This is a genomic window from Filifactor villosus, from assembly GCF_042652965.1.
Taxonomy (GTDB): Bacteria; Bacillota; Clostridia; order Peptostreptococcales; family Filifactoraceae; genus Filifactor; species Filifactor villosus.
The window spans coordinates 209,346-233,744 of the sequence record NZ_JBHSHL010000014.1; the positions used below are offsets into that span (position 1 = coordinate 209,346).

The window sequence follows — 24,399 nt, forward strand, 5'->3', positions numbered from 1 at the left end:
TGCGATGGAAAGCGGAAGATCGAGGTTTATCTCCTTCTCTGCTTCCTTACAGCCAATGCGGTTCACATCCTGCTCTTACCCGATTTTTAACACAGTTCATAGTGATAGAATTTCAACAGAATAGAATATAATCCTGTTTAAAAAACAAAGAACAGGATACTCTCTTCTTCCCCGCTTTCAGTTTTCGACCTTCCACCGGAGAATGGTCAATACCGTTTGATACTATTTTTCAATAGAAGTGTGGATATATCTATTTTTCGATGACGAAAAACTATGTTGTCTTCTATGGGTCACAGATTGTTTATATCCACTATTCAAAAGAATAGTAGTATGAATTACCTATATGAACGTCGACACTGAAGCGAGTCTTCTATTCATAGAGTGGAGGACATCACCGAACCAAAATCAGGTTTTGAAATAATTTTTTACAGTTCTTATCCATTATAGCACAAAATTCGTTAATTTTTTAATGAAAAATACCTTTTGACCTTGTTTTTACCAAAGCAAAAGGTATTTTAAAACATCGTTACATTATCTACTTAGAAGGAGGGTTTGCGCAGGATATCTTCTTTCCCCGTCTCGGTCTCCAAGTCCATCCACAGAAGTTCCATCGGCCTCGGAGCCACTTCCATCTCTTCCATATCGCTGTTTTTCATCGAAGCGACCCTCACATACTTGGTCTCTTTTCCGGGACCTATGATCTCGATCTCATCTCCTACAAAAATTCGATTGCGAACTTCCACGAGAGAAAGCGCTTTTTCCTCGTCATATCCTCGCACTACGCCGATGAAATCATAGTTTCGAATATAGGAACTGCTGCCGTAATTTTGGGCTTCACTGTCGGGCTTTTCTTCGTAAAACCCTGTGGTAAAATCTCTATAGCTCGCTTTTTTCAGCTCCTCCATCCATTCGGGGTCAAACCTGTAATTTTCGGGATCCTTCAAATAGGCATCGATGGCCATCCGGTATGCCCTCGTAACAGTGGCGACATAGTAGGCGGTCTTGACCCTACCCTCGATCTTAAAGCTGGTGATCCCGGATTCTACCAGCTGAGGGATGAATTCGATCATACAAAGGTCTTTGGAGTTGAAAAAGTATGTTCCTCTCTCGTCCTGTTCTACGGGATAGTATTCTCCGGGACGGTTTTGTTCCATCAAAGCATAATTCCACCTGCAAGGATGAGCACACTCTCCGCGATTTGCATCCCGGCCTGTCATATAGTTGCTGATCAAACATCGTCCGGAATAGGAAATACACATCGCTCCATGAACAAAGGCTTCAATCGACATATCCTCCGGTATCCTGTCATGGATCTCCTTTACTTCTTCAAATGAAAGCTCCCTTGCCGTAACGATCCTCTTTGCTCCCTGATTATACCAAAACAGAGCGCTTTGATAGTTGGTATTGTTGGCTTGAGTACTTATATGGATCTCCATCTCGGGTACGGTCTGTCTTGCGATCATAAAAAGTCCGGGATCGGAGACGATGATGGCATCGACCTTCATCTCCTCAAGTTTCAACAAGTACTCTTCCAGTCCTTTCAAGTCTTCGTTGTGCGGAATGATGTTGCAGGTCACATAGACTTTTTTTCCTCTGCTGTGTGCAAATTCGATTCCTTCCACCATCTCTTCATCCGTAAAATTCTTTGATGCCGCTCTAAGTCCAAAGTTGGAACCTCCTATATAGACCGCATCCGCTCCATAGATGATCGCCGTTTTGAGTTTCTCCAGATCTCCCGCCGGAGAGAGAAGTTCTATTTGTCGGTTCATTTATTTTCCTTTCTAAAAACAAAATTTATTTTTTATATGTGATTGCCATTCCGTCGCCGATCGGTACCAAAGTCGAATAAAACTCGTCCTCCTGCTTCATCAGATAGGACAGGTAATCATTCATCCTCCTGTAGATGGTACGGTTTCTTCTCGTAACGTTCAGCTGCGTGTCTTCACAGACCTGACCTCGAAAAAAGATGTTGTCTGAAATGATCAGACCTCCCCTTCTTATGTGAGGAAAGATCCTGTCGAAAAAGTATCGATACTGTCCCTTCGCCGCATCTATAAAAGCCATATCGTAGGTATGATCTCCCAGATCCAAGCCTTCGGCAGCATCGGTAAAAACAACATCAATCTTTTCATTATAAGAACTTCTCGCGATAAAATCAAGAGCCGTTTTATATCTTTTTTCATTTCTCTCAAAGGTCGTGATCCTGCATCTCCCCTCCAAGATACGGCAAAAATTGAGAGAAGAATAACCTATCGCCGTCCCTATCTCAACGATGTCGTGGATGTCATGTCCTATCAAAAGGGTCTCTATCAGCCGCAAGCTCGCTTTTTGAATGATGGGGACGTGGTTGTCCGACGCATACTTCTCCATCTCCCGATAGAGGGGTTCTTTCTGCACGATAAGTTTTTCTATATAGGCTTCCACCATAGGATGGGTAATACAGTCCATCTTCCATCTCCTTCTTTGGTATTCTGTTATTCGATTGATACTATTCTCCAATAGAAGTATGGATATATCTGTTTTTCAACCCACGAAAAATCATTTTATCTTCTATGGGTCACAAATTGTTTATATCTATAATTCAACGGAAGAATCGTATGAAGTGCCGTCTGTAGAAACGATACAAATACCGAAAACACTTGATCGAAGTGCAATACAGCTGTATGATTTGACAGTTGGGATAAAGGTATAGCCTGCATGGGCTCTATCATAGAGAAAAACACTTCTATCTCAAAGTGTTTTTCCAAAAAACCGTCTTATCTTGTACGGATGCTGTGCTCCTGTGCACATCGAGATTTTCTCAATGGATATACTTCTTCTTATTCACCTTATGTTCCTCAAAGGTTTTGCTATATACCTGCTCCCCCGAGCCGTCCGACTTGGTCAGGAAGAAGAGGTAATCGGTCTCTTCGGGCTCAAGGGCAGCTACGATGGATGATGTCCTTGGATTTGCAATGGCACCGATCGGAAGTCCATAGACCTTGTAGGTGTTATAAGGACTCTCCACTTCCAGATCCTTATACAGAACCCTCTTCGTCCTCTCGTCGAGGGCATATTGGACGGTCGCATCGGATTGAAGTTTCATATTCTTCTTCAAACGATTATGAAATACGGAAGAGATCAAGGGTCTGTCTTCTTCCAACACAGCTTCCTTCTCAATGATAGAGCCTAAGATCACCGCTTCTGCAATATTTAGGGTATCCGAGCCGATCAAAGGTTTCAGTTCTTCTTCATAAATCTTGGAGAAGGTATCCAGCATTTCCGACACGACAAGTTCGGCAGAAGAGTCTTTTTCAAAGAAGTAGGTATCCGGATAGAGGTAACCTTCCAAATTCGGCTGTTCCACTTCCGAAAGAAACTCATAACGTTGCCTATACTTTTCCACCATTGAAGTTTCTTCCAAAAATTCTTCCTTCGAAACGACTCCGTTTTCTTCAAGTCGATTTGCAATTTGAGAAAGTTCGAATCCCTCAGGGATGATGATCTTTTCTCCTCGATAATCATTTCCGTCTACGAGGTCACGAAGGATCTCTTCTGCGGACATGCTTTGAGAAATATGATACTTTCCCGCCTTGATATTGGTCATATCCTGTTGTTTCGCATAATTCAAAAAGGCCCTGTTGCTTCTTATGAGGTTTTCCTCTTCCAGTTGCTTTGCGACCTTGGTCAGATTCGAGCCTTTTTCAACTTCAAAGACAACAGCTTCGTTTGAATCGGGGTCAACAGGAAGCAAGGCCTTCCCATCTCCACAAGCACTCAATAAAAGACAGAATATCAACAACGCCATGACCGAAAAGAGGCTTCTTCGTTTTATCATTACACAATCTCCTCTTGTACAATTCTTCCGTCAATAGATTTGACCAGAAAATACAATATTTTTTTATTTTTGCCTTTTTCCTTCGAGATAGCAAAAGATTTTTGTAGGAGTTGCCCTATCTGTGACGGATCTCCCTCATTGTAGTACAAAGTCGCAAGGACATCTCCCTGTTTTACAAAATCTCCGGTTTTCTTATTCAGAACGAGCCCCGCTCCCAGGTCAATGTCGTCGTCCTTAGTCTTTCGACCCGCTCCGAGAAGCATGGCACAGTGACCTATTTGTTCGGCATCGATATCGTGGACATAACCTTCTTTGTCCGATACTACGACTTCCTGCTTGCTACCCTGAGGGAAAAGGCTGTAATCATCCGCTACACGAGGATCTCCTCCCTGAACCTCGATAAATTCCTTCAATTTGTCCAATGCTTTTTTATTGAAAATAGCGTCCTCTATAGCAGACTTTGCCTCCTGATAGGTTTCGAACCTCTCCGCAAGGAGGAGCATATGGACGGCAAGTTCAATGCAAAGTTCGGTAAGATCTTTCGGACCTCTTCCCTTTAAGGTTTCGATCGCTTCAATGACTTCCAGAGAGTTTCCTACTGCACTTCCCAGAGGCTCATTCATGTCCGTGATCAGGGCAATGGTATGTCTTCCGTACATCGTACCTATCTCGACCATCGCCTCGGCAAGCTCAAGGGAATCCTCCATCGTCTTCATAAAGGCCCCCTTCCCTGTTTTGACGTCCAGGACGATCTTATCCGCACCGGAGGCCAACTTCTTACTCATAATGCTGGCTGCAATCAAGGAGGTGTTTTCCACTGTGGCGGTGACATCCCTCAGAGCGTAGAGTTTCTTATCTGCGGGGACAAGTTCACCTGTCTGTCCTGCAACTGCAATACCGTGTCGATTTACATTTTCAATGAAACACTCTTCCGAAAGTCCGGTACTGAACCCGGGAATGGCCTCCAGTTTATCCAGGGTGCCTCCTGTGTGTCCGAGTCCTCTTCCCGACATCTTTGCCACAGGTACTCCGAAATAAGCCACCAAAGGCGCGAGTACGACGGTCGTCTTATCTCCGACTCCGCCCGTCGAATGTTTATCACACTTGATCCCCTTGATCCTGGACAGATCCATCGTATCTCCGCTGTCGACCATGGCTTTTACTAAAGAGAGGGTCTCTTCCTTGTTCATATGGTTGAAGTAGATCGCCATCATCAAAGCGGATGCTTGATAGTCCGGGATATCTCCTTTGGTAAAACCTTCAATAAAAAATCGGATCTCTTCCTCGCTGAGACTACCTCCATTTCTTTTTTTGTAAATCACGTCGATCGCACGCATTGTTACACCATCCTCTCAACTTTTTATGAAAAAGATTACATGTCCTACTTGTCACGCATTAAACGATACAAGGCGATCCCCATGATCGTTTTTGCATCCACAATCTCTCCCCGTTCTATTTTTTCTATTGCTTCTTCCAGTGTAAATTCAAGCACTTCGATGTCTTCATCCGCATCGGGACGCATCTCTCCTCGTTCTGTAGCCGAAGCTACGAACAAATGCCCCTTCTCATCACTGTAACCGGGAGTTGGATAGAACTCGGATACGGGACGTACATCACAAATGGCATATCCGGTCTCTTCCCGTACCTCACGCACCACAGCCTGATCGGGAGTTTCACCCGCCTCCAGAGTTCCCGCGGGAAGTTCGATCAGTTCTTTCTCTACGGCCTTTCGAAACTGTTTTACAAAGAGGATCTTATTTTCGTCGGTTATGGCAACACAGCAAACTCCTCCGCGATGAGAGATCAGTTCCCTCTGTGCATAACCTCTTCCTGTGATTTCAACAGTATCTACCCTGAGGTTTACAATCTTTCCCGTATATACTTTCTTCGTATCAATTGTGGTTTCTTTATTCATCATCAAATTCTCCTTTTGTTTTTATCCAGAAGTTCTCTCGCGTTTCGTAGTGAAATATCGCTGATATTTTCTCCTACCGTCATCTTTGCAATCTCTAAGACCCTCTCCTCTTCTGACATCAAAGATAGGAGCGTTCGTACCTCTTCTTCTCTCTGCTCTTTTTCAACCAGGTAGTGTTGATCTCCGAAAGAAGCGATCTGAGGCAGGTGCGTGATACAGATCACCTGTTTTTCGCAAGAGATGTCTACGAGCTTTTGAGCGATTTTTCCGGCTGCAACTCCGCTGACTCCGGTGTCGATCTCATCAAAGATCAGGGTTTGGATTTCATCGGTGGATGAAATCAGGTTTTGAAGAGCAAGCATAAACCTTGAGATCTCTCCTCCTGATGCGACCTTATGAAAGGGTTTAAGTTCTTCTCCCGCATTGAAACTGATCAGAAACAGGATCTCATCCTGCCCGTCAGGGGAGTAGTCCTTCTGCTTGAAGTCGATCTTGAAACGCGTGTTTTTCAGATTCAAACTGTCAAGCTCACGTATCATAAGATTTTCAAGTTGACCGGCAACCTTTATTCTAAGATCGTGTAAGATCCCGGCCTTCTCTTCCAATCGTTGGAGGATATCTTCCTTTTTTTTCATATATTCTTCCAACAGAATATCCCTCTGTCTATATTGGAGTAGGCGTTTCTCGATCTCTTCCTTATACAACATTGTACTTTCATAATCTCCGCCGTACTTTCTATACAGTTTTTTCAATACATCCAAGCGGAGAAAGATCTCTTCCAACCTTGATTCGTCAAAGACAAAGTCTTCTCTTTTGCTTCGAATCTGTCCACAAACATCTTCCACATTGTAGTAGGTGTCCGTCAAACTCCTGTTCCAATCAGCAAAGATCTCATCAAATCCGGAAAGAACTTGAGTTGATTCAACAACCTTATCCAAAGACGACAGGATGTTCATCTCTCCTTCATACAAAAGGGAGTAGATCTCCCTAATTTTTTCATAGATCTTCTCAGCGTTAGTTTGGAGCTTCTTTTCCGCCTCCAATTCTTCAAGTTCTCCTTCCCTGAGTTTCGCCTGAGAGATCTCCTCGATTTGATAGGAAAGCAGATCCATTTCACGTTCTATTTCCGCAATATCCTTATGTTCTTGGATCTTTTCCATCTCTCCCAAGAGATGTACATATCCTCTGTACTCTCCCCTGTAAGAACGTTTTGCTTCCTCGATCTCATCCTTTCCGTAGTCATCGATGATCTGAAGCTGTTTCGAACTTTGAGTCAAAGACTCGAACTCGTTCTGTCCATGAATGGTAAGCAGGCTGAGAGCCAGAGATTTTAGAGCGGAGATCGGAACCATCCTCCCGTTTACCCTGGCGATAGAGCTGTTATCCCTATGAAGTTCTCTGGTGATGATCAAGTTCCCCTCGTAAGAGATTCCCAGTTTTTCCAAAAGCTCGGTCGCTTTGGAAGAGAGGGAGGTGATGCCTATTTCAACGATGCTTTTATCCTGCCCGTGACGGATAAAATCCTTATCCGCCCTTCTTCCGAAACAAAGAGACAGGGCATCTATAATGATCGACTTCCCCGAACCCGTTTCTCCCGTCAACACGGTCAACCCCTTATCCAACTGTATTCTCAACTCATCAATAAGAGCAAAATTTTTGATATAAATTTCCTTCAGCATGAAATCTACTACCTTCCGATCGATCTGTAATCCTATGATCCAATAGAACTATTGTCACCTCTATATGTCTGCAACTAAAAAGTTCGTTTCATCTATTATGAAGCATAAGATGATGATATTAATAATTTAAATAAATAACAGTGTAAATATAATTCTTGATTCCATTCTTCCATTGCAATGTCAAAAAACATATCCTTACCGAAAAGATCTCGAATAATTATAGAGCAAAGGCAATACGGGGTCAATGTAATAGGTGATGGTAAATCAACCTTCCTGAATATCGGTGTTGAGATGAGAAAGGTCGACAACTTCATCAATGGAAATCCGGACATCCTTTTCTACACTGTCTTCTATATACATAAGGTACTCGATATTGCCCTTCGGTCCTTTGATCGGAGACCAGGTCAGCCCCCGAAGTCGAAGGTCATTTTCCTTCAAATAAGCCAAACACATAACAATAGCCTTTTTATGTTTCTCCGGATCTCGAACCACTCCGTTTTTCCCTACGTCTTCACGCCCGACTTCAAACTGAGGTTTGATAAGAGCTACTGCCGAAAACCCCGGTCTTCCCAGTTCTCTCAACTTCGGAAGTACTAATTTCAAGGAGATAAAGGAAACATCGATACTGAAAAAATCAGGATTATCTTCCAGCTCCTCAACTCCCAACTTTCTGATATTGGTCCTCTCCTTGACGACGACCCTTTCGTCGGTCCTCAAACTCCAATCGAGTTGGCCATAGCCGACATCCACACAATAGACTTTTCGGGCGCCGCTGCGGAGCATACAGTCCGTAAAACCTCCCGTGGAAGAACCGATATCCATACAGATCTTGGACTCAAGTGATAAGTCAAAGGTTTTCATCGCTTTTTCGAGTTTGAGCCCCCCTCTGGAAACATAGGGAATCGCATCTTCTTTAATACGTATTGGTGCATTGACATCCACCATAGTACCCGGCTTGTCGATGATCTGCTCATTGACAAGCACTCTGCCTGCCATAATATTTTTCTTCGCACGTTCCCTTGTCGGATAAAAGTCTTTCTCCACCAATAAGACATCTATTCTTTGTTTCATCTTTTTGTCTCTCTTTTCTAAATAATAACATAGGACAATACGATCCCTAGAAGGGCTCCGAAAAAGACTTCAAGCGGAGTATGTCCGACAAGCTCCTTGAGTTTTTCATACTCTTTTCCACTTCCGCCATGGTTCTTTAAGATCTCAAAGATCTGATTTAAAATGGTAGCCTGCTTTCCTACAGACTGCCTCACTCCTGCCGCATCGTACATTACGACCAAGGCAAAGACGAGGGCCAAGGCAAAAAAAGTGCTTTGATACCCTTCTACCAATCCTATCGAATTCGCCAAGCCGACGACGAAGGAGGAATGAGAACTGGGCATACCTCCCGAACCTACAAACCTTGAAAAATCAAACCTCCTGTATTGGATCATGGTAAAGATCACCTTCAAACACTGCGCAACAAACCAACACAGGATCGATACCATCAAAACCTTGTTTTGTACTATACCGCTGATACCATTCATTGTACTACCACTTCCTTTTTGTCATCTCTAGAGCCAACTCTTCCATAAACCACAGGTCCCTGTCTATCCGTCGGAGATGAGAAATGGCCCTATTCGTCAGTTCATCTCTCTTTCGGACGGACTTCTCCACTCCGAACAGATGAGGAAAGGTATTTTTGTCCGAATCTACACCCGTGTTTTTGCCGATCATGTCGACATCACCTGTGACATCAAGCAGGTCGTCCGTGATTTGGAAGGCCAGACCAATGTCCTGCGCATAGCTCCTCAAGCAGACGAGCTCTTCCTCGCTCGCATCGCCGATCAGTGCCCCTGCCAGTACGGAAGCGCTCAGAAGGGCTCCCGTCTTATGACTGTGGATGTAGATCAACATCTCCTCGTCACAATTTTGGTTTTCGAGTTGAATATCGAGGACCTGACCGCCGACCATCCCATAGATCCCTGAAGATCTTGCAATCAGTTCAGAGGCCCTTAGTCTTCCTTGGCTGAAGTTGAGAACACAATCAGCCAGCATTGTCTCATACGCATAGTTCAAGAGAGCATCTCCCGCCAAAATCGCAAAGGCTTCGCCAAAAACCTTATGATTCGTCGCCAAGCCTCTTCTCAAATCGTCGTTGTCCATCGAAGGAAGGTCATCGTGGATCAAAGAATAGGTATGAATCATCTCAAGGGCAAGACAGTAGGGAAGAACCTTGTCCTTTTCCACCCCGAAGGCCTTTGCGGTCTCAAGCAAAGCGATGGGGCGAATCCTTTTTCCTCCGGCCTGCAAGCTGTATTCCATGGCCTTGATCCCGTAGTTTTGGTGTGATGTTTTCAAAGACTTGGGAAAGACCTCTTTCAATTTTTCTTCAAACCATTGTTTATCTTCCTGATACGTCCACTTGTAATCTCTACTCATCATCTTCTCCTATCAGCAGATCCACCTCGCTCTCTCCTATGATCTGCTTGAGTTTTTCGTCCATCTCGTCCAATTCTTCTTTACATTCCTTGTATAGCTTCAAGCCTTCTTCATACAAGGCGATCGATTCCTGCAGATCCGTTTGTTGATTTCTAAGCAACTCAGTGATCTTCTCCAATCTCTGAAGTTTTTTCTCGTAGCTTGTCTTTTTCATAACATCTCCTACTGATACTATTTCTCTCTTTAAATTGTCGGTTTATGCAACTGTATTCTAAAAACTGTCGAGTATTTCAAGCAATGATGTGATCTCTGTCGCGGCAGTTTGATCGGATATAGATATGCTTCGATCTATTCTATCACTCCCACCTCATTTTATCCATCAAAAAAATGCTTCCTTCGCCTCGGTATCGACTACTCTTACCCTTATACTTCCATCGGAGAGGATGATATTCAGGAGATCTTCCCTTTTCACCTGACTTATGGAAGTGATCAGTTTTTCTTCGCTTCTTACTAAACCGTATCCCCTCTCAAGTATCGCAAAAGGGTTCAAATCCAAAAGATTCTTTCCGGTCAACTCCAACACGGACCTTCTCATATTATGTTTGCGGTAAAAGATCTGAGTCAACTGTGCAAAGAGATGATCGTTTTTTTGTCTGTAGGTCTCCAGTCTGAAGAGCGGATCGAGGGAGTACAGTTTCTCCAACTGAAGATTCAATCGGTTCTGTCGATCGTCAAGACGATTTTTCATATCTTGAATGATCGAAGTTTTAATCTGCTCTAAGCGAAAATAAAGCTCATCCTTGGAAGGGAAGACCAATTCTGCCGCCATAGAAGGAGTTGAGGCGCGAAGATCCGCAACAAAGTCCGAGATCGTTACATCCGTCTCATGTCCTACTGCCGAAACAATGGGTATCTGTGAATGAAAGATGGAACGAGCCAAGTTTTCGTCGTTGAAGCAGAAAAGTTCTTCGTAGGAACCTCCGCCTCGACCTACAATGATAACATCGACCTGTGCCTCTCGGTTGAAGAATTCGATGCCTTCTATCAACTCTTGAGCAGCACCGCTTCCCTGTACTCTTGCAGGATAGAGAAGGATATCTCCCTTTGCGAAACGGTTTCTCATAACGTTTACAATATCCGAAATCACCGCTCCCGTATTCGAGGTCACTACACCCACTCTCTTGGGCAAAAGAGGCAGTTTTTTCTTATGCTTTGCATCAAACAGACCTTCGGAGGCGAGCTTTTCTTTCAATTCCAAATACTGCGGATACAAACTTCCCTTCCCACGATAGTCTACGGAACGAACGATGAGGTTGTAACTGCCTTCCTTTTCATACAGGTTGACGCTTGCACGACAAAGCACATGGTTTCCCTCTTCAAATACGGAGGTGTCCTCCACATCCGATTGGAACATAACTGCATTTACCTTTGCCCTCTCATCCTTCAATGAAAAATACACATGGCCGCTACGGTGGATCTTGCAGTTGGAGATCTCCCCTTCCAGGAGAATATTTTGAATGATGGGCTCCGACTTAAACAAACGATTGATATAACTGTTGAGTTCATAGACCGTCCACGTTCTTACCTTCACTTAACTCTCCTTTTATCAATAAAATTTTCTGTAACATTTCTACCTGTTCCAATAATCGGGTGCTGTGATCCCTATTTCGGGGAACAGAGACTTTGCTTCGTGTTTATAGTGTTTTAATCGTCGATTTTTCCATTTTGTAAACAATCGAATCATGTTCTTTCTATATCCTGTTATCAGACAACAATATCACCCATAAAAAGTGATATGCTGAATCGGCTTCAAAACGCAACCCTATAAGGTGAGCATTCAAAAGGATGGCGGTATGTGCCTCTTGTCTTAAGGACTCACAGCGCAGAGCAAAACTTCCGACTTCTCTTTGAATTTATAGAGTACGAACATTTGTCATATCATAATTTTCAATCATTTCATCCTTCTCATAACATGGATTTTCTAATTATGCGGTGTCGGTTCAACAATGTTTGTAGGTGTGGAAATTTTTCTCCAAAGCAACATCTGTCAAAACCTTCGCTTACCTCACTCCTCCCCGACGAACGAGGTCCTTCGCCATTCTTTCACATTCGAAGCAGGCTTTTTCCACATCGACGGTCAGGATCTCCCGGTTTTTCATAATGATCTTCCCGTCGATGATCACAGTATCCACATCCGAGGCCTGAGCCGAATACACCAGAGAAGCGATCAGTTCAAATCTTGGGAAGTAATGAGGTCGGTTCAGATCGATCATAATCATATCCGCCTTCCAACCCGGGAGCAGTTTTCCCACTTTTTCCAGACCCATGGCCTTTGCTCCGTTTATTGTAGCCATTGATACCGCCTGAACGCTTGAAACAACCGTAGAATCTTTTTCTACCCCCTTATTGAGGATTCCCGCAAGATTCATCTCTTCCATAAGGTTTAAGTTGTTGTTACTTGCCGAACCGTCGGTTCCGAGAGCAACGTTCACTCCCTTCTCCAGGAGTTGCTTTACAGGGGCAAAGCCGTTACCGAGTTTCAGATTGCTCGTGGGATTGTTGATCACACTTACATCATATGTTTTCAACAGATCCATATCTTTCGATGAAAGATAGATTCCATGAGCGCCCATGGTCTTGAGTTCAAACATGCCGAGAGATTCCAGGTACTCTACCGGAGACATTCCGTGCTCCCTCTTACAATCATCCACTTCTTGCGTCGTCTCTGAAAGATGAGTATGGATCAGCATATTTCGCGTCTTGGCCTCTGCGATAATTTCGCGGATATACTCTTTATTGCAACTATAGATTGCATGTGGAGATGCACAGACGCTGATTCTTCCGTCCGCTTTGTTGTGCCAGTTTTTGTGCAGGTCGAGCATTTCCCTCAACTTCTTGTCCTGCTCATCTCCGCTGACGACAGAGCGAGCCAACAGCCCTCTCATCCCGCTTTTTTCCGTTGCTCTTGCAGTTTCGTCCATAAAAAAATACATATCGGCAAAAGAAGTCACTCCGAAGCGAATCATTTCCACTTGGGATAAAAGACTTCCCGCGTAAACATGTTCAGGGATCAGGTGTTCCTCCAGAGGCAGGATTTTTTCCGTGAGCCATGGCCAAAAAGCAAGGTCTTCCGCGTAATTTCGAAACAAGGACATTCCGATATGGGTATGGGCGTTTACGAGACCGGGCATAACCAGCTTGTCTTTTCCGTCCAAGACCTCGTCTGCCGAAAATCCATCCGGAATGTCTCCCACAAAAAGAATGTTATCTTCACTGATTCCGACGTTGGTATCTTCCACGATACAAACGGGTTCTTCCATGGTCAAAACTCTTGTATTTTTTATTAAAATATTCATTGAACCTCTCCTTTACGAAATATGGTTTTATCGTTTGAAGTCTCTTAATTCAAAAAAGGAATTCGACAATTTTGCAAATTCGATTATGTCCAGGGATTCCCCTCTCCGTTTAGGGTCGATTTCTGCATGCTCCAACGCTTTCTTTACAAGCTCTTTTGTAAAAAAATCGGTATAGCCGATCAAGGAATTTAAGATTGTTTTTCTGCGTTTTGCAAAAGATCCTCTTGTAACCTGAAAAAAAAGTTCCTTGTCTTTCAAGGTCAGATCGGTTTCGGGTTTTTTTCGCAGTTTCACGATTCCCGAATCGACGTTAGGAATCGGATAAAACGATGTTTTTGATACCTTCGAAACAAATTCGACATTGGCATAATACTGCACCGCGACCGACAGGCTGCCGTATTGCTTTGTGGAAGCAGACGCACCGAGACGCTCCGCCACTTCTTTTTGTATCATCAGTACCAAAGTATCTACAAAAATCTCCGATTCCAAACACTTCATAATAATAGGTGTGGTAATGTAATAAGGGATGTTTGCAATGACCTTGACCGGAGAGTTTTTCTCTTCCACGATATCCGTGAGTTGCGTTTCCAAAAAATCCTTGTTGATCAGCACAATGTTGTTATATTGCGAAGTGGTCTCTTCAACAATCGGGATGAGTTTTTTGTCGATCTCGATAGCATAGACCTTCTTCGCTCTTTCGGCAAGTTCTTTTGTCAAGGTACCGATTCCGGTTCCCACTTCTATTACAATATCGTTCTCACCGATATCCGAAGCACGGATGATTTTATCTAAGATGTTTGCATCAATTAAAAAATTCTGCCCCAACGACTTCGTAAAACGAAAATCATGTCGTTTGGTTATTTCTTTTAACACGCCGGGTTTTATCAACTCTTGGTCCATAGTTCTCCTATCCGTTCAGCTTCTTTATTTCATGTTCAAACTCTTCTCTTGTAATCCCATAGTGATTCAACCTGGACAAAAATTGTTTGGCATTGGTATATCCGATTCCAAGATTTTCTCCTATAGAGATCCTGCGTTGCTTGGCTCCATCCCCCATCATAAGGTTATTGGAAATCATATCGCGGATCGTAAACTCCTCTCTCTTGTCGGCAGTTTGGCATCTTGCTTTCTGCAACGCCTTTATGATTACTTCGACAGAGGCGTTCTCCACACCGATATCGCCGTCTTTGCTTCCCTCTTCCTGTGTGATAAAGGCGTGTTTACAATCCTTGACCAACTTGACGACCTCGGACCTGATCCTCTCTCCGGCATAGTCCGGATCCGTCAGAACGATGATGCCCCTCGTCTTCGCGGCAGCACGGATTCTCTCCCTGACATACCTCGGAAATCCGTATCCGTTCGTTGCGATTACTTCCGCCTCCACCGCCCTCTTTACTGCGGCGATGTCATCCTTTCCTTCTACAACGATCACTTCTTTGATCAAACCTGCACCTCTAACCCCAGACCGATGTCATCCGCCACCGTTCTCATTCCTGAAATCGTCTTTTCTATAGCTTCATCAAGCTCCCAGCCGAGTTTTTCACAACCGAGCAGGATGATGTTTCGATCGACACCTGCTGCAAATTTTTTATCTTTGAACTTTTTCTTTACAGACTTCACTTCGATATCAATCACACTTTTGGAGGGGCGCATCAGAGCCGCCGCTCCGATCAGTCCGGTCAGTTCATCGATGGTATAGAGGATCCACTCCATCTTTTCTTGCGGCATAACATCCGTGCAACTGTCCCAACCGTGGCTGATGACTGCATGAATAATGTCTTCGGGAAATCCTTCTGCTTTGAGAAGCTCTACCGCTTTTACACAGTGTTGTTCGGGAAACTTCTCATAGTCGATGTCATGGAGAAGACCCACCATTCCCCATTTTTCGATGTCTTCTCCCTCCTGATCTGCCAGAAACCTCATGACCCCTTCCACTGCAAGAGCGTGATTACGCAAAGATAAGGTCTCATTATACTTGCAAAAAACATCCCAAGCCTTTTCTCTTGTAATACTCATAGATATCTCCTCCTATTCGCTTTGATTGAAAAACACATATTCCTTCGGAGGTCTCTCTCCCAAAAATTGATAGTATACTGTCTTTTGTTTTCCGTTGTACAAATTTCGTTTCTTGTCCGCTTTTTTGTCAAAGTAAACTTCTATATCGGAATAAGTCGTAATCACATAGTAGGACCAGTTCTTTAAACGCTTTGACAATCTGCCGAGTTCTCTGTAGTAAGATTGGAGGTTTTTCTCGTCTCCGATCCTAAGACCGTAAGGAGGATTGGTGATCATAAACCCGTACTCCTCTTCCAAAGACACATCCTTAATGTCCTTGACTTCAAATTGTATGAGATCGCTTACACCTGCCAGTTCGGCATTTTCTTTCGCCAGCTTAATCATTTCGGGATCGATGTCGCTCGCGTAGATCGAAAGCTGTACATCGCTTCTTTCTCCCTCGATAGCTTCCTTCCTCGCCCTCACCCATTCTTCTTTGGGGAGAAATGCAAATTCTTCTCCTATGAAGTTTCGGTTGACACCCGGTCGTATATTGGCTCCGATCATCGCCGCCTCAATGGCGATTGTTCCCGAGCCGCACATGGGATCCAGAAGGACCCTGTCCTTGTTCCAAGGAGTAAGCATGACCATAAATGCAGCGAGGGTCTCTCGAATGGGCGCTTCTCCCGAAAGTTCTCTGTAACCTCGCTTATGCAGAGCCATTCCCGTCGTGTCGATGGTCACTTCGACCATGTCCTTGTGCAAAAAGAGGTGGATCGGATATTCCACCCCTGTTTCAGAAAAAATCCGAACATCTTTGTGTATCGATTTCATTCTGTCTACGATTGCTTTTTTGGCAACCGACTGAATATCCGGAATCGAATGAAGAGCACTTTTCAAACTTCGGACCCTTGCAACGGGAAACTTGCAATCCTTTGTCAAATATTGTTCAAAATCTAAGGACGACATCCCTCGATAAAGTTCTTCAAAGCTCTGTGCACGATAGCTGCCCAAATGGATGAGTACTCTCTCCGCAGTTCTCAGACAGAGGTTCGCCTTTGCGACCTCATAGGCTTGCGCCTTGAAGCGGACTCGTCCGTCACTTACCCTCGTCACTTCAATCCCCAAGTTTTTCAGTTCATAAGAAACGGTCGCCTCCAAACCGAAGAGGCAAACTGCTATACAATCCATTTTTTTATTCTGCATCGTCTTCCAAATCCAGCACCACTTTGTGGAAGCCGGCCTCCTTTACTAAAATCACGATTTTTTTTCGTTCTTTCACGATCGACAAGAGATCCTCAGCCTTCGCTTTCAAAAAAAGGATGTCCCCTTGCTCTTCAAGCTCCGAAAATGCAATCCCCTGCCCTCTCAAAGAACGGATAAGTCCTTCCAAAACGCCTTCTTCCTCTATAGGGATATGATCACGGATCAAGAATGAAGTATTCTCTTTCGCACAAGAAGAAAACAGTTCTCCCTCTTCGATCTTTGTTCCCTCGTCTAAGGCCCTGTTTACCAAAGAATCCGCGACCTTATTTTCCAATCGTGGAATATGGTGGATGCTGAAAGCCTCAAACCCTCGGATCAAATTCATCACTCTTTCGTAATAAGGCTTCAATCCTTCGTTCTTCACCTTATACAGACCCTTGATCTGTTTCACCACCAATTCGCTGTCTAAGTATACCTCGACCCGCGTAACTACGTTTTCTGTACAAAGTTCCAAGGCCTTACACAGGGCACTGTATTCGGCAATGTTGTTGGTGGTATCTCCGATCTTCATACCAAGCCTATACTCTTTGGAGCTATCAGCATCTTCTATCAATACACCTATGGCGGAAGGACCGGGATTGCCTCTCGAGCCTCCGTCCGTGTGGATGATTACTTCCATTTCTTCTCCTTTACTTCATTTCTATCCTATATTATTCCATTTTTTGATAAAAAAATCAAATATACTTCTCCCGACGAAGTTCCATCTCCATTTGATCTCTTCCGAATCAAATCCTCCGGCTACAAGCATCTTGGCCATATCAGGACTGCGGTATAAATAGATAAGGAATATCCGATGTATTCTCCTGTTCGGAGCAACACGGCTATTCCTTTCTCATATCACAGTCCTATTTATCATTGTATATGCCCTGTCCGCCTCCTACCTTTCGTTATGAAAGCGAGGATCCTTCATTGATTTTCTTCCACAGAAAATTCTCCGATATAAAGCAAACGCCCACAACTCTTACATTCATAGATGGAACCGTTTTCTCCGAAAACGCTTTCCACAATATCTCCGCAATAACTACACTTGTTTTCTGAGACAGGATAGAAAACCTTGCCCATGGAGATCCTTTTTTTGTCATACGCTTTTAACGCCTCGTTATCGACACCTTTTCTAAGCATACGGATCTTCTTCTCGATTTTTTTGATATCTTCCAAAATTTTCTGCTCTTTTGCTCCTATCATCTTGATATAAGGCTTTGTCTCCAGCGATAAAAGAGTTTTTCGGTTCTTCAAATTCTTTAACTCTTCCAACTTCACATCAATGGCCGTGAACTTTTCAAACATCATGGTATTGAGTTCGACTTTTCTGGACTTTTGCCCCTGCTCCTGTTGTCTGAGTTCTTCCAACTTATTAAAGTCGTTACATTGATATATCTTATTGACAATGTCTCTGATCTGTCGATCCACTTCGACCAGATTCTTCTCCTGTTCTCTAAGCTCATTGCGAAGACAGTCGATCTCCGCTCTCATAGTCGCTTCGACCGAATCAAGTTCTTTTAGTCTCCTTCGAATATCTTCCAACTCAGGTAAGATCTTTTCTTCTTCGTATTTTTCCTTTACTTTCTGAAGAATGGAATATCCTTTATCGATCCTAATCAATGTTTTCATATTCAAACCTCTATTCTAAATACTGAAACGGATTTACATTCACCTTCGATTTTATAATTTCCACACCGTCCAAATATCCATCCACAAGAGTAAACATCGCCTCAGAGAAGAGCTTCTCCGTTCCGTAATGTCCCCCGTCTATGACACAATACCCTTTGTTCATTGCATCCAGAGCTTGATGATACTTCACATCGCCCGTCAAAAACAACTCAAACAACCGTTCTTGCGCATTTAACAATACATCCATTCCGCTGCCCGTAACAATCCCGATCTTCTTTACATATCGGTCCGATTTTGCAACAATCCTGATCTCCGGCAAGTCCAAAGTCTCTTTGATCCGCTTTGCAAACTCGCTTACCTTCACCGGCTCAGGGAGGGAGAACACCCTTCCTATCGGTCTGTCTTCCCCATCGTACAACTCCCGCCTCTCTCCTACACCCAAAAGGTTCAAAACATAGTCATTGAGACCGCCTTCGAGCATGTCAAAGTTGGTGTGAGCGGTATAAGACGCAATCGATGATGCGATCAAATCATATACGAGGTTTCCTCGTTCAATCTCCCTGACAAATCTCTTCGTTGGACTGAAGATCACAGGGTGATGACTGATGATCAACTGAACATTCAGCCCTCTTGCTTCTTCCAAAACCTCATCTGTTAACTCCAAACAAAGCAAGATACGGTTGATGTCCTTGTTGAGATCTCCGATGATCAACCCTGAGTTATCCCAAGAATAGCAGGATTCTACCCGAGTTAGAGCATCAAGTTTTTCAACCAATTCTCTTAAGAGCATACTTTCTCACCTTCTCATAAAATTCCTTTTTTCGAACCATAAGGTTCAGCCTGTCCTCTTGCACGGAAGTCAACCCCTTCTTTTTCTTTAATGTTTCGAGTTGCAAACAAATATAAGAGATCTCCTCCAACCTTCCTTCCACATACTCCAAAAGTACAGCATCCGACTTTCGGATGATCCCCGGACTGAGCTCATAATACTCTTTTACATCTTCAAACTCGGGAAAGCGTTCTACAAAAGAAGGGGTTGCTTTGTACATTGCAACTATAATTTGATAATACTTGTTTGACGATTTTAAAAAAACCTCATCCAAGATGACAAAATCATTGCGTGCAAGATAAGACCTCAGCTCTTGGGGCGCCTGTACGGGTTGAAAAATAAAGGTAAAACCCGATCTGCTTATCAGTTCTTTCGATGTTTCCAGGAGTTGAGAGATCAAAACCCCTCCCATTCCGGATACAACTACCACATCTATTTCATCGCCCCTATGTATCACTTCAAGACCGCTTCCGACCCTAGTTTCTATACGGTTACTCAAACCGCTCTTCTCGATCTCTCTCTGCGCCTTTTTAAGAGAAGGTGGACTGATGTCCGAAGCAATTGCATGTTTAACGATATTATTTTTTATCAAATGAATAGGAACATACCCATGGTCCGTTCCCACATCCAACAAAGTTCCCGTTCCTTCGGGAACAAGGTCGCAAATCGCCTGTAATCTCTCATCTATATGTTTTTCTCTCAATGAATCTTCCTCTTTGAACCGCTTTATTTTCACTTTTGTAACACTATCATAATAATTATACCACATCAGCTACAAAAAAAGTAGGTACTTTCCCATTTCTATAACACGAAATTTTTGATTATCCGAGTTTTTCCATCAAAAAAAGAATGTCTTCGTCAGACACTCTTTTTTTATCTTGAAATCTTATTCTAATTCAAAATCTTCTTTTCCTACTCCACAGCTTGGACATTCCCAATCTTCCGGAAGGTCTGCAAAAGGTGTTCCCGGAGCGATTCCTCCATCCGGATCTCCCTCAGCCGGATCATACACATACCCACATACTTGACATACATATTTTTCCATAATAAATTCCTCCTCAAATATACGTTTTTACATCCATGAACCCCCGGATGTTTTTTGACTACGAGCAATATATACCCCGTTCCTCAAAAATCTATCATTTATTTCAAAAAAAAGCAACTTTTTTCATTTGAAACATCAAGATTCGATATTTGATGAATTTCATTATCAAGAAAAACAGAACCTCACTTAATTGAAACTCTGTTATAGCATATATTTAAAAATATCAAGTAATGCGTGTGAAGAAGAAAGGATACATTTTTGAATATTTTCTTTTGATAATAGGAAGATTCGCTTTGAACAAAACAAAGGCTTTTTCCAACATTTCTCCTATCGAAACACAGGAGCCTCCCTAGAAACATACAAAGGCTTTTATCTTCTCGGTATAAGATAAAAGCCTTTGTCCGATAAATATGTTTGAAAATGTTTTTATCCGTAAGAAGCCGACTTTATACTACATCTTCACACTATGCGGTATTGCCCCGATAAAAAACCTCTTCGAAGCGACATCCACCCCTTTTTGAATATCTGTTTCTCCTCACCGGTATTCTTATTTTGTCGAAGGTAGCGTGATTTCTCCCGCTGCGATCAAGGCCTTCTTGGTGATCAAAGGACCGATAAATTCGTAGATGACCGTAGCTGCAAGGATGATCGTTCGGATCTCATTGCCGTAGTCTCCCGGCAAAGCCTTTTGTGCCACCAAAGATAGACCGATCGCAACTCCGGCTTGAGGAACCAGAGTATAGCCCAAATAATTTTGGACGGTCTTGGGCATATGGTAGAGCTTGGCTCCGGTAAATGCACCCAACCACTTTCCTGCGACACGAACTAAAACATAGGCAAGACCTATAAGCCCGCTGGCCTTGAGCGCAAAAATATCCAGATCCGCTCCCGAGATAACAAAAAAAGCTACAAAAATGGGCATTGTGATATTATCCACAATAGAAAAATACGAGATCTTTCCTTCCCTCAGGTTTGATATCGTAGCACCTATGGCCATACAGGCAAGAAGGGAAGAAAAATGAAACCTTGTCGCCAAGGCATGACCCAAAAAAATGATTACAATTACCAGATTCATCAGTTCACTTTCATTCTTGATTATACGTTCGATCGACAAGAACAAAAACGCAATAACCGCTCCCAGCGCCAAGGCACCCAAAATCTCGATCGAAGGAATAACCACCAGTTGAGTAAACTGGATTTCTTTTCCGGATATCAGTGCTTTAGAGACGGTCAAAGCCACTCCGAAGGCCATGATGCTCACTCCGTCATCCATCGCCACAACAGGTAAAAGGGTATCGACCACCACTCCTTTAGCCTTATACTGTCTAATGACCATCATCGTAGCAGCAGGTGCAGTCGCGCAGGCAATTGAACCGATAAGCAGGGCGAAGGCTAAACTCGTCTTAAAGACAAAAAACATAACCAAAACCACCAGAAACATCGCCATCAACGCTTCGAGCAAAGTGAGAACAACGATACCGATCCCAACTTTTTTCAGATGTTTAAAGTTGATCTGACTTCCTATACTATACGCGATAAAAGCCAGGGCCACATCAGAAAACAAGGACAGTTGTTCTACAATCGTCCGGGGAACAAGTCCTGTGATCGAAGGACCTATGAGAAGCCCCGCAATCAAATATCCTGTAACATTGGGAAGCTTCAGCTTCCCGGTGATTTTTGCAACAAAAATACCTGCAGCGAGTACCACTGCAACATAATACAAAATGTGCATTTGCATGCGCCTCCCTAGTTATTTTGTCAATCCTTCCACTGAAGACACGGGAACAGTAAACATAATACCTACATTCTCGGTGTTCAAATCTCCGATCACTTCTTTTACGACCTCTTTTGCAACTGCCACACGTTCTTTCTTCAATAACATAAAAATAGTTTTATTTACAGGTCTTCCGTCGTTCATAAGCATGTACAACGAACCGAACATCGGAAGTTCGTGGTTCTCCGAATACAGAAACTTCGCCATCCCCTGTGATTCCAAGATGGTCCCTCCGGTAATGCCATGTTCTGCAAAAGCAAGCATCAGGTCATTGAGTTTTTCTGTTTTGTTAAGTACGATAAACAGGGCTTCCATAAGATCCTCCTTTTCTTAATACTGATATTGTATCAACGCTTCATGTCCATAAAAAAGATATAGATATCCAAAATATTACGAGAATAGAACTGTTTAGGGTGCAAACATAAGTCCTAATAGAACCCCTTCAAAAATTTTTCGTAAGATTTTAAATTGCGGCAAAGCCGTCGTCCTTCTATAAGACCTTGGTATAACCTCCGATCTTTAGAACAAAACGAGTAAACTTTGTCTTCAACAGTTCACCTTCTCACATTCAGATTGTTGGAGAAAGCGTTTTCTCCATAAAAATATCTGCTGAAGAAAGTCTCTCCAACAGATATTTGTTTCTTTTAGTTCCCCATTTGCTTTGCTACTTCTTCCGCAAAGTTTTCTTCTTTCTTCTCGAGTCCTTCTCCTACCTCGAAACGAACGATAGAAACAACACTGATATCGTTTCCTACTTCTTTCGCAACGTTTTTCACAACCTGCCCTACGGTGAAATCGGAGTTTTTAACAAAGACCTGCTCCAACAGACAAACTTCTTTCAATTCTTTTTGAAGACGACCTACCACCATTTTTTCAATGATCTCTACCGGCTTTTTCTTCTTGCCTTTTGCTGCTTCCTCTTCATTTTCGTTGATCGCCTGTGCCATCAGGATCTCTTTTTCGTGTGCAATGTAATCCGCGTCTACATCATCGCTGGAGATATATTTCGGATTCATAGATGCAACCTGCATTGCAATATCTTTTCCAAGCTCTTGCAATTGATCCGCTGACGCTTCAGATGCCAAGTTCACCAAAACAGCGATCTTTCCTGCACCGTGGACGTAACCTACCACCGCGCCCTTCTCCTGCTCTTCTACTGCAAAACGGCGGATGCTCATATTCTCTCCAATTTTGGAAATCTTCTCATTCAAGACGGTCTCCAAACTCTTATCTTCTTCAAATGCCGCTGCCTTCAATGCATCCATATCCGCAGGCTTGGTCTTCAATGTGAAGTTTGCAACCTCGGATACGAAGGTTTTGAACTCTTCGTTTTTTGCAACAAAGTCAGTTTCGGAGTTTACTTCCACGATGGCACCTACTTTGTGGTCATCGGAAACAACAAGGGCGACCAAACCTTCCGCTGCAATTCTACCCGCTTTTTTAGCAGCTTTGGACAATCCTTTTTCTCTAAGGATGTCTACAGCCTTCGCCATATCTCCTTCAGCTTCCACTAAAGCTTTTTTGCAGTCCATCATTCCTGCCTGTGTTTGTTCACGCAACTCTTTTACCATTGATGCAGTAATTTCCATACTATGTTCCTCCTTAAAAATAATCCTTCCTCACCTTGATCAAACCTTACATAATAAGAGAAGGAAACCCTCCCTCACAAAACGGGTGAGTCAACGCGAAAGGCTTCCTTCAAAAGTTTCTCAATTATTCTTCTTCGCTTACTTCTACTTCTTCTTTTTCAATCTCTTCCGAAGTTGTCTCTTGCATTTCTCCCTGCTTTGCTTCGATGATGGATTGAGAGATCGTGGAAGTGATCAACTTGACCGCTCTGATCGCATCGTCATTTCCCGGGATGGGATAATCAATCTCATCAGGATCACAGTTTGTATCAATGATTCCCACAATGGGAATACCCAAGTTTTGAGCTTCTTTGATGGCAATTCTCTCTTTTCTGGGGTCTACAATAAAGATCGCTCCCGGAAGTTCCGGCATATCCTTGATTCCGTCAAGGTATTTCTCAAGCTTAGCCTTCTCATGCATCAACTGCATTACTTCCTTTTTCGGAAGCAGATCAAAGGTTCCGTCTTCCTGCATTCTCTCGAGTTCTCTCAGACGATCAATTCTTGTACGAATGGTCTTGTAGTTTGTCAACATTCCTCCAAGCCATCTTTCATTGACATAATACATTCCGCAACGCTCAGCTTCTTCTTTGATAGAATCTTGAGCTTGCTTCTTAGTCCCTACGAAAAGGATCGGCTTTCCTTCAGCGGCAACCTCTCCGATAAACTCATAGGCTTCTTCGATCTTCTTGACCGTCTTTTGAAGGTCGATGATGTAAATACCGTTTCTTTCCGTAAAGATGAACTTTGCCATTTTGGGGTTCCATCTTCTCGTTTGATGTCCGAAGTGAACTCCAGCTTCCAACAACTGTTTCATACTTACTACATTACTCATAATATCCTCCTTGGTTTTCTTCCTCCGACCAGCTTATCTCTGCAAAAGACCGTTTCGGCACCCTTTTGCAAACTGCAGATCGTGTGTAATAACAATACCAAATTATAATACTGTAAAAATGGTATAAAATCAAGGGTTTCTTAAAATATATTCCTGAGAAACAGGGCACAAAGGTATGCTCTGCTTTTATTGTCGTTTTACAGTGTACAAAGATGG

General features: G+C 43.2%; 25 protein-coding genes. All 25 read right to left on the reverse strand.

The window, feature by feature from the left end:
* Nucleotides 1-539: 539 nt before the first annotated feature.
* The 25 genes from ACFO4R_RS04740 to rpsB all read right to left on the reverse strand — a co-directional run bounded on the left by ACFO4R_RS04740 (nucleotide 540) and on the right by rpsB (nucleotide 24,183).
* A complete protein-coding gene (locus ACFO4R_RS04740) occupies nucleotides 540-1,769 on the reverse strand; it encodes a peptidase U32 family protein (RefSeq protein ID WP_379787889.1) in 1,230 nt (409 codons plus the stop codon).
* 25 nt (nucleotides 1,770-1,794) lie between these two features.
* Nucleotides 1,795-2,448: an O-methyltransferase gene (locus ACFO4R_RS04745; RefSeq protein ID WP_379787890.1), complete on the reverse strand. Its 654-nt coding sequence runs from the start codon at nucleotides 2,446-2,448 to the stop codon at nucleotides 1,795-1,797.
* A 352-nt stretch (nucleotides 2,449-2,800) separates the two neighbouring features.
* Nucleotides 2,801-3,817 (reverse strand): endolytic transglycosylase MltG, encoded by a 1,017-nt coding sequence (mltG, locus tag ACFO4R_RS04750; protein ID WP_379787891.1) that lies wholly within the window; start codon nucleotides 3,815-3,817, stop codon nucleotides 2,801-2,803.
* Nucleotides 3,817-5,154: a pyrimidine-nucleoside phosphorylase gene (locus tag ACFO4R_RS04755; RefSeq protein WP_379787892.1), complete on the reverse strand. Its 1,338-nt coding sequence runs from the start codon at nucleotides 5,152-5,154 to the stop codon at nucleotides 3,817-3,819. The genes mltG and ACFO4R_RS04755 overlap by 1 nt, the downstream gene beginning before the upstream one ends.
* Nucleotides 5,155-5,198: 44 nt before the next feature.
* On the reverse strand, nucleotides 5,199-5,735 hold the full coding sequence (locus ACFO4R_RS04760) for an NUDIX hydrolase (protein WP_379787893.1): 537 nt from the start codon (nucleotides 5,733-5,735) through the stop codon (nucleotides 5,199-5,201).
* The gene (gene recN, locus ACFO4R_RS04765; protein ID WP_379787894.1) at nucleotides 5,735-7,411 is read right to left on the reverse strand and encodes a DNA repair protein RecN; all 1,677 of its coding nucleotides are present in this window, start codon (nucleotides 7,409-7,411) and stop codon (nucleotides 5,735-5,737) included. The genes ACFO4R_RS04760 and recN overlap by 1 nt, the downstream gene beginning before the upstream one ends.
* A gap of 264 nt (nucleotides 7,412-7,675) precedes the next feature.
* The gene (locus ACFO4R_RS04770; protein WP_379787895.1) at nucleotides 7,676-8,482 is read right to left on the reverse strand and encodes a TlyA family RNA methyltransferase; all 807 of its coding nucleotides are present in this window, start codon (nucleotides 8,480-8,482) and stop codon (nucleotides 7,676-7,678) included.
* 17 nt (nucleotides 8,483-8,499) lie between these two features.
* A complete protein-coding gene (locus ACFO4R_RS04775; RefSeq protein WP_379787896.1) occupies nucleotides 8,500-8,949 on the reverse strand; it encodes a divergent PAP2 family protein in 450 nt (149 codons plus the stop codon).
* A 4-nt stretch (nucleotides 8,950-8,953) separates the two neighbouring features.
* Nucleotides 8,954-9,844, reverse strand: coding sequence for a polyprenyl synthetase family protein (locus tag ACFO4R_RS04780; RefSeq protein ID WP_379787897.1), 891 nt, complete (start codon nucleotides 9,842-9,844; stop codon nucleotides 8,954-8,956).
* Complete coding sequence (gene xseB, locus ACFO4R_RS04785; RefSeq protein WP_379787898.1) at nucleotides 9,837-10,058, reverse strand: exodeoxyribonuclease VII small subunit; 222 nt, start codon at nucleotides 10,056-10,058, stop codon at nucleotides 9,837-9,839. The genes ACFO4R_RS04780 and xseB overlap by 8 nt, the downstream gene beginning before the upstream one ends.
* Before the next feature lie 165 nt (nucleotides 10,059-10,223).
* On the reverse strand, nucleotides 10,224-11,435 hold the full coding sequence (gene xseA / locus ACFO4R_RS04790) for an exodeoxyribonuclease VII large subunit (protein ID WP_379787899.1): 1,212 nt from the start codon (nucleotides 11,433-11,435) through the stop codon (nucleotides 10,224-10,226).
* Between the two features lie 469 nt (nucleotides 11,436-11,904).
* On the reverse strand, nucleotides 11,905-13,200 hold the full coding sequence (locus ACFO4R_RS04795) for an amidohydrolase family protein (protein ID WP_379787900.1): 1,296 nt from the start codon (nucleotides 13,198-13,200) through the stop codon (nucleotides 11,905-11,907).
* Nucleotides 13,201-13,227: 27 nt separating this feature from the next.
* On the reverse strand, nucleotides 13,228-14,100 hold the full coding sequence (gene rsmA / locus ACFO4R_RS04800; protein ID WP_379787901.1) for a 16S rRNA (adenine(1518)-N(6)/adenine(1519)-N(6))-dimethyltransferase RsmA: 873 nt from the start codon (nucleotides 14,098-14,100) through the stop codon (nucleotides 13,228-13,230).
* Between the two features lie 7 nt (nucleotides 14,101-14,107).
* Nucleotides 14,108-14,644 carry a ribonuclease M5 gene (gene rnmV / locus ACFO4R_RS04805; RefSeq protein WP_379787902.1) on the reverse strand — a complete coding sequence of 179 codons (537 nt, stop codon included), beginning with the start codon at nucleotides 14,642-14,644 and terminating at the stop codon, nucleotides 14,108-14,110.
* Nucleotides 14,641-15,216, reverse strand: coding sequence for an HD domain-containing protein (locus ACFO4R_RS04810; RefSeq protein WP_379787903.1), 576 nt, complete (start codon nucleotides 15,214-15,216; stop codon nucleotides 14,641-14,643). Before ACFO4R_RS04810 ends, rnmV begins: the two co-directional genes overlap by 4 nt.
* A 12-nt stretch (nucleotides 15,217-15,228) precedes the next feature.
* The gene (locus ACFO4R_RS04815; RefSeq protein WP_379787904.1) at nucleotides 15,229-16,401 is read right to left on the reverse strand and encodes a THUMP domain-containing class I SAM-dependent RNA methyltransferase; all 1,173 of its coding nucleotides are present in this window, start codon (nucleotides 16,399-16,401) and stop codon (nucleotides 15,229-15,231) included.
* Entirely contained in the window at nucleotides 16,391-17,080 is a 690-nt protein-coding gene (locus tag ACFO4R_RS04820) for a ribonuclease HI family protein (RefSeq protein WP_379787905.1), read from the reverse strand. The genes ACFO4R_RS04815 and ACFO4R_RS04820 overlap by 11 nt, the downstream gene beginning before the upstream one ends.
* Nucleotides 17,081-17,367: 287 nt before the next feature.
* A complete protein-coding gene (locus tag ACFO4R_RS04825) occupies nucleotides 17,368-18,072 on the reverse strand; it encodes a hypothetical protein (RefSeq protein WP_379787906.1) in 705 nt (234 codons plus the stop codon).
* A 10-nt stretch (nucleotides 18,073-18,082) separates the two neighbouring features.
* Nucleotides 18,083-18,862, reverse strand: a complete 780-nt coding sequence (locus ACFO4R_RS04830) for a Nif3-like dinuclear metal center hexameric protein (protein WP_379787907.1) — start codon at nucleotides 18,860-18,862, stop codon at nucleotides 18,083-18,085.
* Nucleotides 18,840-19,604, reverse strand: a complete 765-nt coding sequence (locus ACFO4R_RS04835; protein ID WP_379787908.1) for a tRNA (adenine(22)-N(1))-methyltransferase — start codon at nucleotides 19,602-19,604, stop codon at nucleotides 18,840-18,842. Before ACFO4R_RS04835 ends, ACFO4R_RS04830 begins: the two co-directional genes overlap by 23 nt.
* A gap of 183 nt (nucleotides 19,605-19,787) precedes the next feature.
* The gene (gene rd / locus ACFO4R_RS04840) at nucleotides 19,788-19,946 is read right to left on the reverse strand and encodes a rubredoxin (RefSeq protein WP_379787909.1); all 159 of its coding nucleotides are present in this window, start codon (nucleotides 19,944-19,946) and stop codon (nucleotides 19,788-19,790) included.
* A gap of 547 nt (nucleotides 19,947-20,493) precedes the next feature.
* Nucleotides 20,494-21,678, reverse strand: a complete 1,185-nt coding sequence (locus tag ACFO4R_RS04845; RefSeq protein WP_379787910.1) for a cation:proton antiporter — start codon at nucleotides 21,676-21,678, stop codon at nucleotides 20,494-20,496.
* Nucleotides 21,679-21,696: 18 nt separating this feature from the next.
* Nucleotides 21,697-22,035 carry a hypothetical protein gene (locus ACFO4R_RS04850; RefSeq protein ID WP_379787911.1) on the reverse strand — a complete coding sequence of 113 codons (339 nt, stop codon included), beginning with the start codon at nucleotides 22,033-22,035 and terminating at the stop codon, nucleotides 21,697-21,699.
* 329 nt (nucleotides 22,036-22,364) lie between these two features.
* Nucleotides 22,365-23,309, reverse strand: a complete 945-nt coding sequence (tsf, locus tag ACFO4R_RS04855; protein ID WP_379787912.1) for a translation elongation factor Ts — start codon at nucleotides 23,307-23,309, stop codon at nucleotides 22,365-22,367.
* Nucleotides 23,310-23,433: 124 nt separating this feature from the next.
* Nucleotides 23,434-24,183, reverse strand: a complete 750-nt coding sequence (rpsB, locus tag ACFO4R_RS04860; protein ID WP_379787913.1) for a 30S ribosomal protein S2 — start codon at nucleotides 24,181-24,183, stop codon at nucleotides 23,434-23,436.
* Nucleotides 24,184-24,399: the final 216 nt, after the last annotated feature.

Bases quoted from the DNA above. Each gene is read 5' to 3' on its own strand.
- ACFO4R_RS04815 (WP_379787904.1), bottom strand. From the start codon at position 16,401: ATGCAGAATAAAAAAATGGATTGTATAGCAGTTTGCCTCTTCGGTTTG.
- ACFO4R_RS04825 (WP_379787906.1), bottom strand. From the start codon at position 18,072: ATGAAAACATTGATTAGGATCGATAAAGGATATTCCATTCTTCAGAAA.
- rpsB (WP_379787913.1), bottom strand. From the start codon at position 24,183: ATGAGTAATGTAGTAAGTATGAAACAGTTGTTGGAAGCTGGAGTTCAC.
- ACFO4R_RS04770 (WP_379787895.1), bottom strand. From the start codon at position 8,482: ATGAAACAAAGAATAGATGTCTTATTGGTGGAGAAAGACTTTTATCCG.
- recN (WP_379787894.1), bottom strand. From the start codon at position 7,411: ATGCTGAAGGAAATTTATATCAAAAATTTTGCTCTTATTGATGAGTTG.
- ACFO4R_RS04755 (WP_379787892.1), bottom strand. From the start codon at position 5,154: ATGCGTGCGATCGACGTGATTTACAAAAAAAGAAATGGAGGTAGTCTC.
- ACFO4R_RS04745 (WP_379787890.1), bottom strand. From the start codon at position 2,448: ATGGACTGTATTACCCATCCTATGGTGGAAGCCTATATAGAAAAACTT.
- ACFO4R_RS04780 (WP_379787897.1), bottom strand. From the start codon at position 9,844: ATGAGTAGAGATTACAAGTGGACGTATCAGGAAGATAAACAATGGTTT.
- ACFO4R_RS04760 (WP_379787893.1), bottom strand. From the start codon at position 5,735: ATGATGAATAAAGAAACCACAATTGATACGAAGAAAGTATATACGGGA.
- ACFO4R_RS04810 (WP_379787903.1), bottom strand. From the start codon at position 15,216: ATGAGTATTACAAGAGAAAAGGCTTGGGATGTTTTTTGCAAGTATAAT.
- ACFO4R_RS04820 (WP_379787905.1), bottom strand. From the start codon at position 17,080: ATGGAAGTAATCATCCACACGGACGGAGGCTCGAGAGGCAATCCCGGT.
- rd (WP_379787909.1), bottom strand. From the start codon at position 19,946: ATGGAAAAATATGTATGTCAAGTATGTGGGTATGTGTATGATCCGGCT.
- tsf (WP_379787912.1), bottom strand. From the start codon at position 23,309: ATGGAAATTACTGCATCAATGGTAAAAGAGTTGCGTGAACAAACACAG.
- ACFO4R_RS04845 (WP_379787910.1), bottom strand. From the start codon at position 21,678: ATGCACATTTTGTATTATGTTGCAGTGGTACTCGCTGCAGGTATTTTT.
- xseB (WP_379787898.1), bottom strand. From the start codon at position 10,058: ATGAAAAAGACAAGCTACGAGAAAAAACTTCAGAGATTGGAGAAGATC.
- ACFO4R_RS04850 (WP_379787911.1), bottom strand. From the start codon at position 22,035: ATGGAAGCCCTGTTTATCGTACTTAACAAAACAGAAAAACTCAATGAC.
- ACFO4R_RS04795 (WP_379787900.1), bottom strand. From the start codon at position 13,200: ATGAATATTTTAATAAAAAATACAAGAGTTTTGACCATGGAAGAACCC.
- ACFO4R_RS04775 (WP_379787896.1), bottom strand. From the start codon at position 8,949: ATGAATGGTATCAGCGGTATAGTACAAAACAAGGTTTTGATGGTATCG.
- ACFO4R_RS04740 (WP_379787889.1), bottom strand. From the start codon at position 1,769: ATGAACCGACAAATAGAACTTCTCTCTCCGGCGGGAGATCTGGAGAAA.
- ACFO4R_RS04830 (WP_379787907.1), bottom strand. From the start codon at position 18,862: ATGCTCTTAAGAGAATTGGTTGAAAAACTTGATGCTCTAACTCGGGTA.
- rsmA (WP_379787901.1), bottom strand. From the start codon at position 14,100: ATGGACCAAGAGTTGATAAAACCCGGCGTGTTAAAAGAAATAACCAAA.
- mltG (WP_379787891.1), bottom strand. From the start codon at position 3,817: ATGATAAAACGAAGAAGCCTCTTTTCGGTCATGGCGTTGTTGATATTC.